Here is a 17,626-nt window from a genome sequence, read left to right as displayed (position 1 = left end):
ACGAGGGGCCCATAATCTGCGACCATGGATACCCACGTAGTCGACCATCCCTTGACCGCAGCGCTTTTGACGACGATGCGCGACGTCCACAGTGACAACGCGACCTTCCGTTCGGCGCTGCGGCAGCTGACACACACCTTGGTGTACGAGGCTTTGCGTGATGCCCCGGTGGACACCTTCGAGGTCGACACCCCGGTTGCCCGCACCACGGGTGTTCGGTTGGCGAATCCACCTCTGCTCGTGCCGGTTCTGCGGGCCGGGCTGGGCATGGTGGAGCAGGCGAGTGCGCTCATTCCGCGATCCGGTGTGGGATTCATCGGCATGGCGCGAGACGAAGAGACACTGCAGCCGGTGCCGTACCTCGAGTCTCTCCCCGCAGATCTCGCCGGCACGCCGGTGTTCGTTCTCGACCCGATGTTGGCCACAGGCGGGTCCATGACCGCGACGATCGACTTGCTCGTCGCACGTGGAGCAACCGACGTGGTCGTCGTGTGCGTCGTCGTCACACCTGAAGGCCTTGCCGCGCTGGAGAAGTCAGGACATCCCGTCCGTGTGGTGTGTGCCGCCGTCGATGATGAGCTCAACGATCAGGGCATCATCGTGCCAGGACTGGGGGATGCGGGAGACCGTCAATTCGGGCCTCGGTGACGATCCGACGCAGAGGAGTCGTCGAGGTAGGTGCTGTCGTATCGAAACACCATGTCGTTTCCCGAGCGGGTCAGTAAATCGGGAAGAAGGGGTCTTCCCTGGTAGGCATCGGCTGCATCGACCTCTCGTAGCTCGAGTGCTTGAATCATGTCGGATCCAGCGGTGGCACAAACGATCCGGCGCGCGTGAGCAGTGCGATATCGCACCCCAGAGCATCCGCGACCGCGGCCACGCTGTCGAGCTGCACAGATCGGCACGGAGAGCGTCTGTACTTCGGAGTGATCGCACCAATCCAGATCTTGGTCAAGTGAGTGTGCGGTAACGAGAGTGGATTCGTCAGCGACTAGATTTCAGGTGTCCGCACGCGGCGGACTGGGCGGAAGAGGCGTGAGCACATGGGCTTCATGGACGGTCTGATCGGCAACGCAGGAAAGATCGATCCTGTCGCAGCGCATCAGGAGTACAGCCGGCTACTCGGCGGTGGCGAGCAAATCCACGCGGCGTACCAGTTGGTCCGAGACGCCTTCCTGTTCACCAACCGTCGTCTACTGATGATCGACAAACAAGGTCTGACCGGCAAGAAAGTCGAATACCACAGCGTGCCCTACCGCTCGATCACACACTTCGCTGTCGAAACTGCCGGTACTTTCGATCTGGACGCCGAATTGAAAATCTGGATTTCGGGCAACGCGGTTCCTATCCAGAAGCAGTTCACCAAGCAGGTCGACATCTACGAGGTTCAAGCGATCCTCTCGCACTTCGTAGTGTCCTGAGCTAGCTCGCTGTAAATCCGAGCAGGCACTCGCAGCCAGGATCTTTGGCGGTTGCATCCGGACTGCGCTCGGACAGCCGAGGTGCGGCACCGCATTCATCCCGTGTCGCCACCCCTGTGTCCGGGATCAAAGGCGTATCTCCAGATGTCGGGTGTCGAATCAAGCGCTTCAGCGTCCAGTCAATTGCCATACTGGATCGACATTGCCTGTGGTCGGGGACGGGCCCACGCTATCTGATTCGTTCGGAGTGGCTATGTCGAGAAGATTGTCCATTGCAGTCATCGCAATCGCTCTAGCATGCCTGAGCTGCTCAAACGACGGCGCAACCGAGCCTCCGAGCGACAATCCCCCCGTGTCGAGGGGGTCCAGTCCGGCATCCGCACCGCCAACCCTCACCGTCGAGCCGCCGCCACCACCCACGCAGGCACCCGTTCCTCAGCCCCAACCGGTCACCTTTCAATGTGGAGACTTGGGCCTGTACCAGTCCGGCACAGCTTTATATTCAGACGGAACGACGGGATACGAAGCCGAATGCGACACATACGTCGCCCCTGCACCTCCCGAGTTCAGATACTGCGATTACGGCGGTACCGCGGTCTTCACCGATGGGTCCTATGCGGTGAACGATCCGAGGTGTACAGCTACGGTGCCGTCACAGGAATCCGGCTATCCGTACAACGAATCCGAAGACCGCAACGGCGATGGTGTCGTCAACGGGTATGAGCGCTGCGGCGTCCTCTGCGGAGAAGAACCCACCAGCGGTGACATACAAACGCAGTATGGCTGCGAGCAGGGGTACATCACTGGCCCGCAATGTGAATAGCTGTGTGTGCCCAGGACGGTCCCGGTCGTCGACGACGCCGACAAGCCGTATACCGAGTTCGATAGGGCTGCGGGACCGTCGTTCTCGCGAGCGGTAACGCGACTCGGCCGTCGAGCGACGTCACCAATGAACGGATCGAGTCGGTGGCCGGACCACGGCCGGCGACGTTGTGCAGGACGTGCCGCCACGAAAGGCCCTCGAATGAACCGCATCAGCCGACGTATTGCCGTATTGACCGGACTTCTGGCGCTTCCGCTCGCCGCCGGTGCCACGATGGGGGCTGCGACCGCAAGTGCCGACGAATGGCACTACGGCCCCGTCTATCGCGCGGAGCAATCCGGCGAAGGCGCACAGTACTTCTGCAACAAGGCGTTGTCGCTCGAGCAAGCATCACAGTCGTACATCCTGGTGCCCTGCACCAACGTTGCGGACACCGATGTCTGGTATCGAATCGTGGTGAACCCCTACAACTGGGGTTGGAGCGGATAGTTCGCACTGTCGAGCGTGTGACTCACATCCCCAACACGTCGCCTGCGTATCGAACTAGTTCGAGATCGTGGGCAGTGAAACTTCGAAGCTTCTGGTCTCCAGGGTCGGTGTCGAGAACGATTGTCTCGGTGCCTAGTTCGGCGAGGAACTGAACGTCTTCAAGAATTTGTTCGATGGACCCGTAGCCGAGCGGGCGGTTCGGCGATTGCACCGAAGCGTCAGAGGGTAGGAAGAAGATCCGCGGGACGAACTCCTTACCATCGTTCAGCGCGCGGGATCCATCGATGCATTGCTGCCGGGTGGGGTGTAGGGGATGCCAGCCGGTGCCCAACGCGTTCGTCCGGTCGAGTGCGGCTGCACCGTTGCCACCGATCCACAGTGGCGGATGCGGTGTCTGCAGCGGTAGCGGTCCAGTGTGAACTCGGCGGGGTGTGCCGCTTGCTCCCATGGCCCCGTACGTTTCGGAAGACCATGCTGCACGCAGAGTTTCGAGCGTCGAATCGGTCATTCGACCTCGCCGGTCGAAGGGAACACCCAGCACATCGAATGCCTGGGTCGTCCAACCGACGCCCACTCCTACGATGAGTCGTCCACCGCTGAGCCGGTCGATTGTGGCGGTCGCGTGAGCCAGATGCGCCGGATGGCGATGGCTTCCGATCAGTACCCCGCTGCCGAGGCGAATGGACTCGGTCTGACCCGCGAGCCACGACAGCGTCGCCAGGCATTCGTAGAAGGGTGACGGCGAGCGGCCGTGAGCGTCTTCGGTCAGTACGACGTGATCGGAAAGCAGCACGTTGTCGAAACCAGCGGATTCGGCAGTGCGCGCCCACGCGAGAATTCCGTCCGGGTCGATCTGCGGCCCGAAGTTGGGAAGATTGATTCCGTATTTCATAGCGCACCGGGGACGGGTCGAGCATCACCGATCATGGGATCAACAACACCTTTCCTCGTGTTCCACCGGCGGCCAGCAGCGAATGTGCCTGTGGGGCTTGGTCGAATTCCCATTCGCGAGCGACCGGAACAGTGATCGTCCCCGCGGAGACGGGCGAGACGAATTTCTCGAGCCCCAGCCCGTCCTCGTTCACGTAGCTCTTACTCGGCGTGATGTTGCGCTGTGGCTCGGGCTGATTTCCGTCCTCGATCGAGACGTACGCTCCGCCGTCGCGCACGCTGTCGATGGCGTCGACGATGCCGGCCGTATCGACCACGGCGTCGTAAGCGCCCGCAGGCAGGTCGACGGGACTCGTGAACACCCTGCGCATACCGTGTGCGAGGAGGTTTTCGGTATCGGACTTCCGCGCGACAGCGTCGACGGTGTGGCCGCGGATCGACAGAAGCGCCGACGCTATGCCGCCCACCGCACCGGCCGCACCCGTCACCAAGACCGTCGAATGCGCAGGGAGGGTGATCTTGTCGATGAGTTGCATGGCGGTGAGGGCGGCGAGTGGGATTGCTGCGGCGTGCTGGAGGCTGATGCCGATAGGTGCGTGCGCGAACAGTGATTCGTCGGCGACGACTCGCTCGGCAGAGGTGCCGAAGCGGTGCGCTGGTTGCGTGATCATTCCGATCACGTTGTCGCCTGGTGCAAATCGGGTGACCGATGGTCCGACGGCGACGACGGTGCCGGACAGATCCCAACCGAGGACCGCGGGGTACGTCAGTTCGATAGGCAGGAATCCCGAGCGGGTCTTGATGTCGACCGGATTGACGGCTGCCGCAGCCACCGACACGGTGACGTCGCCCGAGCCTGCGTCGGGCTCGTCGATCTCCGCGACTGTGAGTACCTCGGGTCCACCCTTGCCGGTGATGACAACAGCTTTCATTCGACTTCCTCTCGTTCACGTAGCGCGACCTGTCCGAGGCTAGGCTATTCGTGTATCGATCGCTATACGAGTAAGCTCGGCCACACCGAGCAGTGCAATGCGCGAGAGGGAGGGGGAACAATGGCCGGGGTTCGCGGGCAGGGCCGGAAGTTCGACGTCGACGCCGCGCTCGACAAAGCGATGTTGGCCTTCTGGCGGCACGGGTACGAGGGCACTTCCGTCTCCGTGCTCACCAGTGCTATGGGCATCAACCCGCCAAGTCTCTACAGCGCATTCGGTGGCAAGGAAGAGCTGTTCTTCGCTGCTATCGACCGTTACCTCGCGACCCGCGGTGACTTCATGGGCCGGGCGTTTGCCGAGGAGCCCAACGCTGCCGAACTCATTTCCAGACTGCTGTACGAGGCAGCATCGCACTACACCGATGAGTCCTGTCCGGGGGGCTGTCTGATCATCAGTTCGGCCGTCGGGGTCACCGAGGCCAACCAGAGCATCGCAGATCGGCTGCGCGACATACGCAATGCCAACGTCTCACTGTTGGCACAACGCATTTCGGAGAACGCCGCCGACGGAATCCTGCCGCAGTCGTCGGCACCTCTCGACACAGCGGAATTCATCGGCGTCGTCATCCAGGGCATGTCGCAACGTGCCCGAGACGGGTCGACTCGGGATCAACTCGAACGAGTTGCGGACATGACTCTCGCCTCGTTGGGAATGGGCCCGCCGACAACGCACTGACGGCACCAATCGTGAGAGGCGTATCGGCTGGAGCTAGACCAGTTCGATGACCTCCAACGCACCGTCGGCGTGGGAACTCCGCAGCCTTTTCTTGTCGTACTTGCCGACGCTCGTTTTCGGGACCTCGTCGATGAAGGTCCATCGTTCCGGCAACTGCCAATGCGCGACGCGGCTGTCGAGGAACTCTTTCAATTCTTCGGCCGTCACCGACGCACCCTCGCGCACGACGACAGCGACCAGTGGCCGCTCGTCCCACTTCGGATCGGGCACACCGATGACCGCGGCCTCGCGAACGGCCGGGTGTCCCATCACCTGGTTCTCTAGTTCCACCGAGGAGATCCATTCACCGCCGGACTTGATGATGTCCTTGGAGCGATCGGTCAGGCGGAGGTAGCCGTTCTCGGAGATGGTGCCCACGTCACCGGTTCGCAGCCAACCGTCGTCGAACTTGTCGTCCGCGTCGGCGCGGTAGTAGCTGCCGGTGATCCACGGGCCACGGACCTCGAGCTCGCCGACGGTCCTCCCGTCCCACGGCAGGACCGTTCCGGCGTCGTCGACGAGTCGTGCCCGAACGCCGGCAACGAATCTGCCTTGTGTGCAACGCAAGTCGAACTCGTCCTCCGGCGATAGTCCCGCGTCGGGCCTACCGGAGGTGCCGAGCGGTGACGTCTCGGTCATGCCCCATGCCTGCGAGATGTGGACGCCGTACTTCTCGTGGAATGCCTTCATCAGACTCGGTGGGCATGCGGCACCGCCGACCACCACATCACGCAGACTCGACAGATCCGCCGGATGCTCGTCCAGATGAGCGAGCAGGGCCTGCCAGATCGTCGGGACAGCAGCCGCCGCCGTCGGACGAAGCGTCGACATCATCTCTGCCAACGGAGCCGGCTGCAGAAACCTGTCGGGCATGATCAGGGACGCACCGACCATCAGCGCCGCATACGGGAGCCCCCACGACATCGCGTGGAACATCGGCACGATGGCCAACACCTTGTCGGACTGCGCAATTGCCATTGCGTCGGTCATGCACGCCTGCATGGAATGCAGGTAGATCGAACGATGCGAGTACACGACCCCCTTGGGATCACCGGTGGTGCCCGAGGTGTAACACATTGCGGCAGCTGACCGTTCGTCGAGTTCGGGCCAATCGAACTCCTCCGGGTTGCCCGCCAGCAGGTCCTCGTAGCCGAGCACCTCGATACCGTCGGGTGCAGTGACCTGCGCCGGGTCGACCCCAACGACCACGAGGTGTCGCACGGTCTCGAACGTCGGCAGCAACGGCGTCAGCAGGGGGAGCAGACTCGCGTCGGCGATGATCACCTGATCCTCGGCATGATTGACGATGTAAGTGAGCTGCTCGGGGAAGAGTCGGATGTTCAGGGTGTGCAGCACTGCGCCCATCGCCGGAATCGCCATGTAGGCCTCCATATGCGGGGCGTTGTTCCACATGAATGTCGCGACTCGCTGATCATCGTCGATCCCTATCGACCTCAGGCCGTGAGCCAATTGTGCTGCCCGCCTGCCCAACTCCCCGAATGTCACCGTGGTGGGGCCGGTGTCGGTCCACGTGGTGATCTCGGCCGAGGAGTGGATGGACGTCCCGAATCGAACCAGCTGGCCGATGGACAGTGGGGTGTCCTGCATGGTGCTCTTCACGACGATCTCGCTTTCGATGTCCCGGCGCGGCTGCACGTCGTTGTGCTCCGCGTCACAACATGCACACTACGGACTCGACGCGAGGAGGGTGCGTAACTTGGTACTCATGGCCACTACTTCGGATGACGCTCGTGCCCTCGGCGACGAGGCATTCGTTTCGCTCACCACCTTCCGTCGATCCGGTGCGCCGGTATCGACGCCGGTGTGGATCGCCCGAGACGGCGACAACCTGGTCGTCATCACTCCCGCGGAGAGCGGCAAGGTCAAGCGCATCAGGAACTCCGATCGCGTGGAGCTCCGCCCGTGCAGTCGGCGCGGAGCGGTGCCCGATGACGCCGTGGCGGTAACCGGCTCGGCGACCATCGTCACCGGAGACGCCGCCTCGAGACCGACCTCGGTGCTGAAGAAGAAATACGGCTTCGAGTACCGCATCGTCATGCTCGTCGAATTGATCATTGCTCGACGCCGCAAGCCGCGGGTGATTCTGTCGATCACCACCGACTGAGGTCGAGTTACATCAGGGCGGCATCTACCGCCGCAACGATGTCGACCCAGATCTCCGACGTGGGATCGACGACGGCGAAGTGCCCGCCCGGTCCTTCGACCGAAGCAACGGAATCGGAAGTCGTGGATGCGGCGGCGTAGTACGCGCGGCTGATCTCCAAGAGATTGGGATCGTCGGCCACTGCGGACACCACCAGCTGTGGAACGCCGAGGGGCAGTCGAGACATCGGTGACGACTCCTCGTAGATGCGCTGGGCCTCGGCATAGCGGGCACCGATGGCGTTCGATACCGCACCCTCCCCGAGCCACCGCTCGTCGCCGACTTTCAGGTCGAGCACCCCGGCCAGACTCACCGCCAGGGCAGGGGCCACCCGTTCGCCGACAGAATCGGCCGCAAGTCCCAGGGCCAGTTGGCCTCCCGCGGAATGACCCATCAGGACAATTCGAGACAGATCCAGCGAGGCGGGTGCCGTCTCCAGCGCGGCGAGAGCAGCCGCGACATCTTCGGTCGTCGCATCCCACCCGTGTTCGTCGGGTCGGCGGTATTCGACATTCCAGGTGGCGTAGCCGCGTGCGGTCAGATCGACCGCCATCGCATCCATCAGGTCGAATTCCCACCGCGAACGCCAGTACCCGCCGTGAATCAGTACGGCGACGGGAAAGGGTCCGTCGCCTTCCGGCACCCGCAACTCGACGCGTTGCTCGGGGTGATCTCCGTACGTCACGATCGTGCCGGGGTGGAAGCGATGAAAGTAGACAGTGTCGATCGCGAACCGGAGGCCGTCGAGACCGCGGCCCCGGATATGGGCGCGAATCCCCTCGGACCGATCCGGCGCGCACTGACCGAAGTCGACGCGAACGACGCTGCTGTACAACGACGTATCGACCTGTGCTCCATCGCCGGGAACGACGACGACCTCATCGGAACCGGTTGCAGCGTCGACAATTCCGCCCGACAGACCGCGGGCGGACAGCGCCCTCGCGACCAGCTCTTGCGCGGTCTGCAGGTCGGCGAACACTCCGGGCGCGGCAACGATATCGATGTGCTTCGAGTCTTCCGTCATGGGTTCACGCTACCCAGACGGCGTCGACCGAGCCCGTGTTCGCCCACGGGCTCGGTTGAAAGACGCCGATCAGGCGTCGACGGCCGCGTTCAGCTCACGCAGCCGGGGGAGTGCGCGGTTGGTGAGCAGATCCTCGCGGGTCTCGGCAGAGACAGCCATGCTGTCCTTCCACAGTGACCGGCCTGCCATCGCTCCGCGCGCACCGTTGGCGACGGCGATGCGGACCTGCTCGATGAACGTCTCGTGATCGACGCCCGCCGACAGCACGGCCCACGGAACACCCTGTGCCGCTTCGGTGACGGCAGCGCAGGCCTCGGCGGAACCGGGGTAGGGGAGCTTGAGCACCTTGGCACCGCACTCGACCGAAATGCGCGTGGAATCAGCGATGATCTTGCCGAAGCCGGCCTTGTAGTCCTCGTCCGACTCGCCCTCGAGCTGGTACGTCAAGATCTCGACGATGAGCAGCAGACCCTCGGCCGAGCAAGCTTTGACGAGGTCGCGGATCTCCTCGGCAACACGGGAATCGACGCCCTGCTGCTCGGGGCGCATGTAGAACAGCATCTTGGCGACATCGCCGCCGAGGTCACGCACCACGCGCGGGGTCACGCCGTCGACGAAACGGGTGTAGCGCAGACCGCCGGTCTCCTCGAAGCCCGACGCATCCATGCCGACCACCAAAGCGGTGCCCCGTGAAAGCACACCGTCGTCGACGATCTTCGGCAGTGCCACCTCCGGGTCCAGCAGGATGGCCGGCGCGTGGTTGCCGAGGTAGCGAACCAGATCGGCCTTGGCCTCGGCGAGCTGCTCGACGGTGATCGAGCCCGGCCCGTCGACGGCGTCCTTCATGACGGCCTTCATGCCGTTGCGCTGATCTCCCGCGACGATGAGCATGTTGCCGTCTTCGGTGGAAATGGCAGCCATTCCGCGACGTTCGAGGGTGGTGAGTTCGTTCATCTTCTTCTCCTGGTGGGTGTTGGGGTCGAGCGCGAGTGGGACAACGTTGTCTCACTGCAGAAATATGGGCTCAGATTTCTATGAGCGTCAGTAGGCGGGCAGCGAACAGCGCTGCACCGTAGGCGGTGTCCTGGGATCGGGTCGAGACCGAGACGCCGGGCAGCACCTGAGCTCGCGCGTCTCGCACGCTGGCCATCCCGGCCCAGCCGCCGGTGAGCAATGTCGTCCTGGCTGGCGGCACCTCGGCGTCGAGTGCCTCGATGAGTCGAGCCACTTCGTCGTTGCCGTGCAACAGAATCGAACGGAACAGCTCCGCCGAATCGATCCCGTCGGTCCGGACCGTGATGGACAGAACGCCGTCGTCGTTGCGGGCACCGGCGATGTCGATACCACCGTCGGTGAACGGCCCACCTGGAGGCAGGGCGCACACTCGCTGGTCCAGTAGGTCGCGGCCGGCACGATCGCTGATGTCGCACAGCTGCAACGCCCGTCGCATCAGCAAGCCGGTCTTGACTCCGGCAACGAGTACATGTTGGCCCGGCACCACATGGCGTACCGAGTTGATGAGATGGTCGGCGAGCCTGCTCCGCGCGGCCGTGGTCAACGGAGCGTCGAGTACCCGCAGCAGCACCTCGGCGGTGCCCATCGACACGTGGTAGCGGTCGGGCGGGATAGCTCCGCCCGACACCGCGGAGACGAGATGATCGTGACCGGCCACGGTCAATCGAGCTCCGGCAATCGTCTCGGGAAGTGTTGGTGAGTCGGCAGTTCCGAGATCGGTTCCGGCGTCGACCAGTGGCGGCATGAAGTCGGTGCCGACACCCAAGTGCGCCAACATCTCCGACCACGGCTCGCCGCTGTCCTGATCGAGTAGTCCGGTGCGCGAACTCAGCGAGTAATCGGCCACCGGCCGGCCACCGAGGGACAGTACGACGAACTCCGGCAGGTTGAACCAGCGAAGCCCGTTCAAGCTCAGTCCGTTGTCGCGAAGGTGTGCGATCTTGACGACGGAGACCTGCACGCCGACGGGAAGGCCCGTCTTGCCGGCGAACCGGTCGCGCAATTCGGCCGGCAGGTTGTCGACCTGCTGCTGACCGCGCGGATCGAACCACGCGAAAGCCGGCGCGCGGACAACGTTGTCTTCATCGAGAAGAAAGCCCGTCTCGCCCATCCCGGACACCGCGATGGCGTCGATGCGGGCGGCCGGATCGCCGGTGACGTCGGGCAGTCGACGCGCGACGGCGTCGAGCAACTGCCCGATGGTGGTCAGCAAGTCCTCGGCGGCGAGGTCGGTGGTTCCGCCCGGGCCGTGCCGCCACGGTGTGGGACTCTGCTCGATGAGCAGTTCGGTGCCGGCATCGTCGGTGACGAGTACTTTGACGCCGGTGCTCCCGAGGTCCAGTCCCGCAACAAGTCTGGGGTTCACGGAGTTGGTCTCATTTCTGTACGGGTAGAGGGAGTGCATGTGAAAGTCGTTCCACCAGAGTGGTCGGCGCAATCTGCTGCTCGGGTTCGAGATAGGGATCGTCGAACCGCTGTACCAGGCGGTCGAATGCGAGGGTGCCTATGCGATACGGATCTTGGTCGATGCAGGTCACCGATGGGCTGACGGCATCGGCGAGCGAGAAATTGCCGAACGACACCATGGCGACGTCGGTGCGACCGATCTCGTGCAGAACCGACACCACGGCGGTCGCGTGTCGAGCGTTGGCGACGAAGAACGCAGTCGGTGGATTGCGCTGCGCCAGTAGCGTCTTCACCACCGGTCGCACCGAATCTGCGGCGTGGGATACCGGAGGGGCGAGCGCGGCCTCCGGCTCTTGGCCGAGATCGGCGAGAACGTCGAGGTATGCCTGCCTGCGCAACTGCGCGGTCTGCAAGCGATCGTCGAAGCCGAGCAGGGCAATTCGCGTGTGCCCGCTTGCCACCAATTTCTCGACGGCTCGCTTGGCGGCACCGTAATCGTCCACGATGACGGAATCGAAACCAGTGATCGAGCGGTCGATGGTGACCGTGGGCAGTGTGCGACGCCGCGGTACGAGGAAGTCACTGTGGTCGCCGACCGGCGCGAGGATGATGCCCCGCACGTGTTGTCCGGCCAGAAGGGCCAGCTGATCCCGTTCGCGCTGGGCATCGAAGCCGGTGCTGCCGACGATGACGGCGAGCCCGTGTTCGAGTGCGCGATCTTCGACGGCACTGACCAAGGATGCGAAGAAGACGTCGTCGATGGAGTCGACGACGATCCCGATGGTGTTGCCTGACCCCGATTTCAGGGACCTGGCGGCGGAGTTCGGAACGTAGTTCAGTGTCTGCACCGCAGCCTCGACCCGCTCGCGTAGCTCCGGCAGGACCGTATCCACGCCGTTGACGACGCGTGAGACGGTCTTGAAGCTGACGCCCGCCAATGCGGCGACGTCTTTGATGCTGGCGCGCTCGGTCACGTGAACTCTCGATCGGAGGAAGTGTGTCGCTGTAGCACGTATGCGAGACAACGTTGTCTTGTATGATTCCCGCTATGCCTCATGTCTGTCAAGACGTCCTCGGAATCGAACGGGAATCTCTACCGGTCCTGGTGGTTGCAGGCGCGGCGGGCAGTGGCAAAACGACGCTGGGTAGAGAGCTGGCGCGCCGTCTCGGTACGGCCCTGCTCGACCTCGACACCCTCACCAATCCGCTACTGGACGAACTGGATTCGCTGATCGAAGGCCCACACTGGAACAGTGTCGGTCCACATTCGGAGCGGATTCGCGCCGGGCGCTACGCCGTGGTGCGCGCCGCTGCCCGGGATCTCGTACAGCTCGGTCAACGACCCGTCCTCGTTGCGCCCTTCACCCGCGAATTGACGGGCGCGCCCGAATGGACGCTCCTGGTGAACGAATTGTCCCCTGCTGCAACGAAGGTGATCCACGTCGACGGATCGCCGGAGCTCCTGGCGCGACGCCGGGCCGCTCGTGGGGCGGATCGCGATGCCCACCGGCCGGTGGATCCGCCCGCTCGGACGCCGCGCATCCCGCACCTGCGCGTCGACGCCGAACTGACGACCGCGCAGCAAGCCGATCTCGTGGCCCGAGAACTCGGGCTCAGCTGATGGTGTGAGTGGTTCCGGGAGTGCAGGATTCGCGCTCGATCAGCTCGACGCCGAGGATGTTGCGTCGTTTGAAACGACGCCCAGGATTCTCGATTCGACCCAACAGTCGTTCGATGGCCAGATGGCCGAGCCGAGCCGGGTTCTGATCGATCACCGTCACCGGTGGCATCACTGCATCGGCGAGGGGAAAGTCGCCGAATCCGACGAACGCCAGATGCAGCAAATTCATCTGCTGTAGAACGGGCACGCAGGCCATCGCCACTCGCGCGTTCGACAGAAACAGTGCGGTAGGCGGACTGTCGAGTGCAGTCAAGTCGGTCAGTGCCACACGCGCATCCCCGCGGTCCAGCACACCCAGAGCGACAAGTGCCTCGTCGAACTCGATTCCCCGCGCCTGCAACGACTCTCGATATCCGGCCAATCGATTGCGGCTGGTCGGGATCCCGGCACTGTCGCCGATCACGGCGATGCGGGTATGACCCAAATCGAGCAGATGATCGGTGGCCAACACCGCCCCGCCGTGATCGTCGTCGACGAAGCTGTCGGCTTTGAGGCCGTCGGGTGCGCGGTCGACGAACACCGTCGGTGTCTTGTCGAGCCAGCGCTCCAGATATGCGTGGTCTGCACCCGTCGGCGCAATGATCAAGCCGCTCAACTGCCTCCGCAGCAGTGACTCCACCAAAGCCTGTTCCTGATCTCCGTCGTGACCGAGGCTGGTGACGAGAACTGCCATGTCGTCCTGGCGGGCCCGTTCCTCCACGGCGCGTGCGATGGAGGAGAAGAAGGGGTCGTCGATGTCCGGGACGGCGACACCGATGGCCGCCGTCTGGCCGTTGCGAAAGGAGGTCGCCATCGTGTTCGGCACATAGTTGAGCGACTCGAGCGCTTCGGCAACGCGGGCACGAGTATCGGGATCGACGTGCGGGTCGTTGTTGTACACCCGTGAGACGGTCTTGGCACTGACCTTGGCCAGCGCCGCGACGTCTTGCATGGTGGTCATGATCTACCCCGTCTGCTCGTCCTCGTCCCGTCAGCGACTGGTGTAGCCGCCGTCCACCGGCAACGACACTCCGGTCACCATGGAAGCATCATCGCTCAGCAAGAAGGCAATCGGCGCGGCAATCTCGTCCTCGGTGGCCCAGCGTCCCAGCGGCATCTGCGCCAGGAACGGCTCCTCGATCTCCGGGCGACCCCAGTAGAACGCCGACATCTCCGTCATGACGACCGTCGGGTTCACACCGTTGACGCGAATGCCGTGGCGGCCGAGTTCGAGTGCGGAGACCCGAGTGATGTTGTCCAAGGCTGCTTTCGAGGACCCGTAGGAGATGTGTCCGGTCAGAGCGACGAGACTGGCCTGGCTCGAGACGTTGACGATGGCTCCGGTGCCCGCGGCGATCATGGCGGGGACGGTGTATTTGATGACCAACAGTGCGCCGCGCGCATTGATGGCGATGACCTTGTCGAAGATCGAGATGTCGGTGTCCTGAGGCGTGGCGATCTCGCCGCCGAAACCGGCGCAGTTGACCACCCCGTACAGCTCGAGGCCCGCGACGGCGTCGCGAACACTGTCCTCGGACGTCAGATCGAACGCCAGGGGCGTGGCCCCGGTCTCGTCGGCCAGCTTGTCGAGCGCGTCCACCGACTGGCCCGCCGCGACGACGTCGGCACCGTCGGCCACCAAGCGCCGAACCGTTGCCGAGCCGATGCCTCCGCTGGCACCTGTCACCAAGATCTTGCGGCCGTCGAACTTCGCCATGGGGGTCTACCTTCACTGTTCCGAGTGGTCATGTCATCGGTGTCATTCGTCCCGGAGTGGACGCGTATGTCATCGGTGTCATGGACGGTACCGCAGCGCGTCGTTCCCGTCGCGAAAACGGTGTAGATCGTCCATTTGTCCAGTTCAGAGACGGTACTCCGTGGTCGGATATCGGCCTCGTACTGCGGCGGAACAACTGCCGGGTCGACAGGCCATGTCACCGGTGACATGAATTTTCGCGAAACACGTGACAATGCGAGTTGTGTGGGTCACACTCGTTAACACAGCGAGCCCCGCAGGGAGCTCGACATGCCGCGCAGGCCCAGTTCTCGAACCGTGCTGCACCGGCGTCGGCGGGGGCGTCCTGTCCCACACCCGAACGTTTCCATTCGACCGAGGAGTACCCATGGCCACCGTTGCACCTGCTGCGACACCGATCCTCGAAGCGAGGGGATTGTCGAGGAGCTTCGGAAACGTGCGCGCCCTCGACGACGCAGACTTCGACATCTACCCGGGTGAGGTCGTCGCCCTCATCGGCGACAACGGCGCAGGCAAGTCCACGATGGTCAAGGCTCTTTCGGGCAGCCTGGCCGTCGACACCGGAGAGATCCTGTTCGACGGCACCGCAGTCGATCTCGACAGTCCGACGGTGGCGGCAGAGCTCGGAATCGAGACGGTGTTCCAGGATCTCGCGCTCGCTCCGCATCTCAACGCGCAACAGAACATGTTTCTCGGACGCGAACTACCGGCCAAAGGGCCGCTCGGCCGCCTCGGTTTCCTCGACGTCTCCACGATGCGCAAGCAATCACAGGATGCGCTCGACGAACTCGGTGCCACCGTCCGCAGCCTCACCGTCCCGGTGGGATCGATGTCCGGCGGCCAGCAACAGGCCATCGCCATCGCGCGTGCCGTCGCCTGGGCCAAGGGCGTCGTCTTTCTCGACGAACCGACCGCCGCCCTCGGTGTGGTGCAGACGCGCAACGTCCTCGACACCATCCGCCGGGTGGCGGACAGGGGAGTGGCCGTGGTGTTCATCAGCCACTCCATGCCGCACGTGATGGAAGTAGCCGACCGCGTCCAGGTGCTGCGGATGGGCAAGCGCGTGGCCACCCTCGACGCCAAGAACACGACCATGGAAGAACTCGTCGGTGCGATGACCGGCGCAACCACCGGAGCAACACGATGAGCAACCAGACCATCTCCCCATCGCTCGAGCCGTTGCCTCCCGGCGACAGGCCGTCACGGCACACGTTCGATCTCGTCGAGTCGCTCGGAAAACTGGCGCGAGTCCAGGTTTTTCAGATCGTGCTCGTGCTGGCGGCGATCTGCCTGGTGTTCTCGATCATGGCCCCCGGCAGCTTCCCCGAATGGGGCAACATCCGGCAGATCATCCAGAACGTCTCCATCCTGGCCGTCCTCGGGATCGGCATGACGTTCGTGATCGTCACCAGCGGCATCGACCTCTCGGTCGGCTCGGTGCTCGTCTTCTCCGGCGTGGTGTCGGCGAAGACGATGGCCGCGATCGGCGGCGACGGCTGGGGCGTGGCGGCCGTCGGCATCGTGGTGGCGCTGGGATGCGGCCTGTGCTGGGGCCTGCTGAACGGATTTCTGATCGGTAAGGCGAAAGTGCCTCCGCTGATCGTCACACTCGGCACACTGGGCGGGGCGCTCGGTCTGTCGCAGGTCATCACCGGCGGCGTCGACATCCGCGACGTACCACCGGTTCTCGTCGACACGATCGGCTACGGAAACCTGCCTGCCACCACCATCCCGTTGATCTCGAGCATCGCCTTGGTGCTGGTCGTCATCTTCGGAATCGTTCTGCACCGCACCAAGTTCGGCCTCTACACCTTCGCCGTCGGCTCCAAGGAGCAGTCCGCTCGCCGCGTCGGCATCAAGGTGGACATGCATCTGGTCAAGATCTACGCACTCTCCGGCACCCTCGCCGGATTGGCGGGCATACTATCGCTGTCCCAGTACGGCACCACCGCGATCGCCGGCCAGTCCCAGACCAACCTCAATGTCATTGCGGCAGTGGTCATCGGTGGAACCAGCCTGTTCGGCGGCATCGGCACCATGTTCGGCACCGTCGTCGGATTGTTCATCCCGGCCGTACTGCAGAACGGCTTCGTCATCGTCGGAGTACAGCCCTTCTGGCAGCAGGTCGCCGTCGGTGCGGTTCTCATCGCCGCGGTGTACTTCGACCAACGTCGACGCGACGCCGCAAGTCGAGGCCAGTCGCCCAGCTCCCTCAAGAGACTCTGGTCTCGAAGTCCCTAGCTTCGGACCGGCCCTGAACTCCCTCACTCGCAACCCCTTACAAGAAAGTCGACCATGATCACATCACGCACCGCCGTCGTTGCACTGAGTGTCGCTTCGGTCTCCGCCATGTTCCTGGCGGGTTGTTCGTCCGACTCCGGAAGCGGTGGCGGCAGCGGCAAGATCGCCTTCATCCAGGGCGTCAGCGGCGACGAGTTCTACATCAGCATGCAGTGCGGAATCGAGGCCGCGGCCAAGGACGCAGGCGTCACCGTCGACACCCAGGGGCCGGTGAAGTTCGACCCGACGCTGCAGAAGCCGATCGTGGATTCGGTTGTGGCATCACGGCCGTCGGCCATTCTCATCGCGCCCACCGACGTCGCGGCCATGCAGGCACCCCTCGAGGCAGCCTCCAAGGCCGGTATCAAGGTCGTCCTCGTCGACACCACTCTCGAAGATCCGTCCATCGCGGTCTCTTCCATCTCGTCCGACAACAAGGGCGGCGGCGCAGAGGCATTCAGCGCCATCGAGCGGCTCAGCCCGGCAGGCGGCAAGGTACTGGTGATCTCCACCGATCCGGGAGTCTCCACCGCCGATGCCCGAGTGGAAGGCTTCGAGGAAGCCGTCGGAGAGAACTCGGCCTTCGATTACCTGGGCGTGCAGTACAGCCACAACGATCCGGCCGAAGCAGCCCGGCTGGTCTCGGCCGCACTGGCCAAGGACCCCGACATCGTCGGCATCTTCGCTGCCAACACCTTTGCGGCCGAGGGCACCGCAACCGGAGTTCGGCAGGCGGGCAAGCAGGATCAGGTCAAGATCGTCGGCTTCGATGCGGGCCCGGCGCAGGTCAAGCAGCTTCGTGAGGGAACGGTGCAAGCACTGATCGCTCAGCAGCCCGGCACCATCGGCACCGATGGCGTCGAGCAGGCCATGGCTGCCATCGATGACAAGCCGGTCACCGCCGACATCTCCACCGGCTTCCACGTCATCACCGCCGACAACATCGACGGCGAAGGCGCACAGTACGTCTACAAGTCGTCCTGCTGATTCA

Annotated in this window: 18 protein-coding genes; 9 read left to right on the top strand and 9 right to left on the bottom strand. The window is 63.8% G+C overall.

The window, feature by feature from the left end; all coding sequences use genetic code 11:
* Nucleotides 1–24 precede the first annotated feature (24 nt).
* From upp to RFA01S_RS21330, 3 genes are all read left to right on the top strand, one after another.
* On the top strand, nucleotides 25–648 hold the full coding sequence (gene upp / locus RFA01S_RS21350; protein WP_032393066.1) for a uracil phosphoribosyltransferase: 624 nt from the start codon (nucleotides 25–27) through the stop codon (nucleotides 646–648).
* A gap of 395 nt (nucleotides 649–1,043) precedes the next feature.
* Nucleotides 1,044–1,421 carry a PH domain-containing protein gene (locus tag RFA01S_RS21340; protein WP_032384880.1) on the top strand — a complete coding sequence of 126 codons (378 nt, stop codon included), beginning with the start codon at nucleotides 1,044–1,046 and terminating at the stop codon, nucleotides 1,419–1,421.
* A gap of 1,024 nt (nucleotides 1,422–2,445) precedes the next feature.
* The gene (locus tag RFA01S_RS21330) at nucleotides 2,446–2,733 is read left to right on the top strand and encodes a hypothetical protein (RefSeq protein ID WP_032406906.1); all 288 of its coding nucleotides are present in this window, start codon (nucleotides 2,446–2,448) and stop codon (nucleotides 2,731–2,733) included.
* Between the two features lie 22 nt (nucleotides 2,734–2,755).
* Here the strand turns inward: RFA01S_RS21330 and RFA01S_RS21325 are convergent, their stop codons facing one another.
* Together RFA01S_RS21325 and RFA01S_RS21320 are read right to left on the bottom strand one after the other, a co-directional pair.
* Nucleotides 2,756–3,625 (bottom strand): TIGR03619 family F420-dependent LLM class oxidoreductase, encoded by an 870-nt coding sequence (locus RFA01S_RS21325; RefSeq protein WP_032406905.1) that lies wholly within the window; start codon nucleotides 3,623–3,625, stop codon nucleotides 2,756–2,758.
* Between the two features lie 31 nt (nucleotides 3,626–3,656).
* Entirely contained in the window at nucleotides 3,657–4,556 is a 900-nt protein-coding gene (locus tag RFA01S_RS21320) for an NADP-dependent oxidoreductase (protein WP_032406904.1), read from the bottom strand.
* Nucleotides 4,557–4,676: 120 nt separating this feature from the next.
* Here RFA01S_RS21320 and RFA01S_RS21315 point away from each other — a divergent pair, with 120 nt between their 5' ends.
* Nucleotides 4,677–5,291 (top strand): TetR/AcrR family transcriptional regulator, encoded by a 615-nt coding sequence (locus tag RFA01S_RS21315; RefSeq protein ID WP_032364370.1) that lies wholly within the window; start codon nucleotides 4,677–4,679, stop codon nucleotides 5,289–5,291.
* A 33-nt stretch (nucleotides 5,292–5,324) separates the two neighbouring features.
* Here RFA01S_RS21315 and RFA01S_RS21310 read toward each other — a convergent pair whose 3' ends face one another.
* The gene (locus RFA01S_RS21310; protein ID WP_032406985.1) at nucleotides 5,325–6,950 is read right to left on the bottom strand and encodes a long-chain fatty acid--CoA ligase; all 1,626 of its coding nucleotides are present in this window, start codon (nucleotides 6,948–6,950) and stop codon (nucleotides 5,325–5,327) included.
* A gap of 106 nt (nucleotides 6,951–7,056) precedes the next feature.
* Between RFA01S_RS21310 and RFA01S_RS21305 the strand changes: the two genes are divergently transcribed.
* Nucleotides 7,057–7,455 (top strand): PPOX class F420-dependent oxidoreductase, encoded by a 399-nt coding sequence (locus RFA01S_RS21305; protein ID WP_032406903.1) that lies wholly within the window; start codon nucleotides 7,057–7,059, stop codon nucleotides 7,453–7,455.
* Nucleotides 7,456–7,462: 7 nt separating this feature from the next.
* Here the strand turns inward: RFA01S_RS21305 and RFA01S_RS21300 are convergent, their stop codons facing one another.
* From RFA01S_RS21300 to RFA01S_RS21285, 4 genes are all read right to left on the bottom strand, one after another.
* Nucleotides 7,463–8,518 (bottom strand): alpha/beta hydrolase, encoded by a 1,056-nt coding sequence (locus RFA01S_RS21300; protein WP_052060613.1) that lies wholly within the window; start codon nucleotides 8,516–8,518, stop codon nucleotides 7,463–7,465.
* 69 nt (nucleotides 8,519–8,587) lie between these two features.
* Complete coding sequence (locus RFA01S_RS21295; RefSeq protein WP_032406902.1) at nucleotides 8,588–9,472, bottom strand: tagatose-bisphosphate aldolase; 885 nt, start codon at nucleotides 9,470–9,472, stop codon at nucleotides 8,588–8,590.
* Nucleotides 9,473–9,542: 70 nt separating this feature from the next.
* Nucleotides 9,543–10,898 carry an FGGY-family carbohydrate kinase gene (locus RFA01S_RS21290; protein ID WP_032406983.1) on the bottom strand — a complete coding sequence of 452 codons (1,356 nt, stop codon included), beginning with the start codon at nucleotides 10,896–10,898 and terminating at the stop codon, nucleotides 9,543–9,545.
* Nucleotides 10,899–10,908: 10 nt separating this feature from the next.
* Nucleotides 10,909–11,913, bottom strand: coding sequence for a LacI family DNA-binding transcriptional regulator (locus RFA01S_RS21285; protein ID WP_032406901.1), 1,005 nt, complete (start codon nucleotides 11,911–11,913; stop codon nucleotides 10,909–10,911).
* Between the two features lie 74 nt (nucleotides 11,914–11,987).
* Here RFA01S_RS21285 and RFA01S_RS21280 point away from each other — a divergent pair, with 74 nt between their 5' ends.
* Nucleotides 11,988–12,560, top strand: a complete 573-nt coding sequence (locus RFA01S_RS21280; protein WP_072692177.1) for a P-loop nucleotide/nucleoside kinase family protein — start codon at nucleotides 11,988–11,990, stop codon at nucleotides 12,558–12,560.
* On the opposite strand, the gene RFA01S_RS21275 is transcribed toward RFA01S_RS21280, so the two are convergent.
* Nucleotides 12,553–13,560, bottom strand: a complete 1,008-nt coding sequence (locus RFA01S_RS21275; RefSeq protein ID WP_032406900.1) for a LacI family DNA-binding transcriptional regulator — start codon at nucleotides 13,558–13,560, stop codon at nucleotides 12,553–12,555. The genes RFA01S_RS21280 and RFA01S_RS21275 overlap by 8 nt on opposite strands.
* 30 nt (nucleotides 13,561–13,590) lie before the next feature.
* A complete protein-coding gene (locus RFA01S_RS21270; protein ID WP_027497731.1) occupies nucleotides 13,591–14,316 on the bottom strand; it encodes an SDR family oxidoreductase in 726 nt (241 codons plus the stop codon).
* Between the two features lie 406 nt (nucleotides 14,317–14,722).
* Here RFA01S_RS21270 and RFA01S_RS21265 point away from each other — a divergent pair, with 406 nt between their 5' ends.
* From RFA01S_RS21265 to RFA01S_RS21255, 3 genes are read left to right on the top strand one after another with little or no spacing between them, the layout of a single operon-like run.
* The gene (locus RFA01S_RS21265; protein ID WP_032364377.1) at nucleotides 14,723–15,502 is read left to right on the top strand and encodes an ATP-binding cassette domain-containing protein; all 780 of its coding nucleotides are present in this window, start codon (nucleotides 14,723–14,725) and stop codon (nucleotides 15,500–15,502) included.
* Nucleotides 15,499–16,596, top strand: coding sequence for an ABC transporter permease (locus RFA01S_RS21260; RefSeq protein WP_032364378.1), 1,098 nt, complete (start codon nucleotides 15,499–15,501; stop codon nucleotides 16,594–16,596). The genes RFA01S_RS21265 and RFA01S_RS21260 overlap by 4 nt, the downstream gene beginning before the upstream one ends.
* A gap of 54 nt (nucleotides 16,597–16,650) precedes the next feature.
* Complete coding sequence (locus tag RFA01S_RS21255; protein WP_032406899.1) at nucleotides 16,651–17,622, top strand: ABC transporter substrate-binding protein; 972 nt, start codon at nucleotides 16,651–16,653, stop codon at nucleotides 17,620–17,622.
* The last annotated feature ends 4 nt before the right edge of the window (nucleotides 17,623–17,626 follow it).

It is taken from the genome of Rhodococcoides fascians NBRC 12155 = LMG 3623, from assembly GCF_001894785.1.
Classification (GTDB): Bacteria; Actinomycetota; Actinomycetes; order Mycobacteriales; family Mycobacteriaceae; genus Rhodococcoides; species Rhodococcoides fascians.
This window is presented reverse-complemented; position numbering and strand designations above follow the sequence as displayed.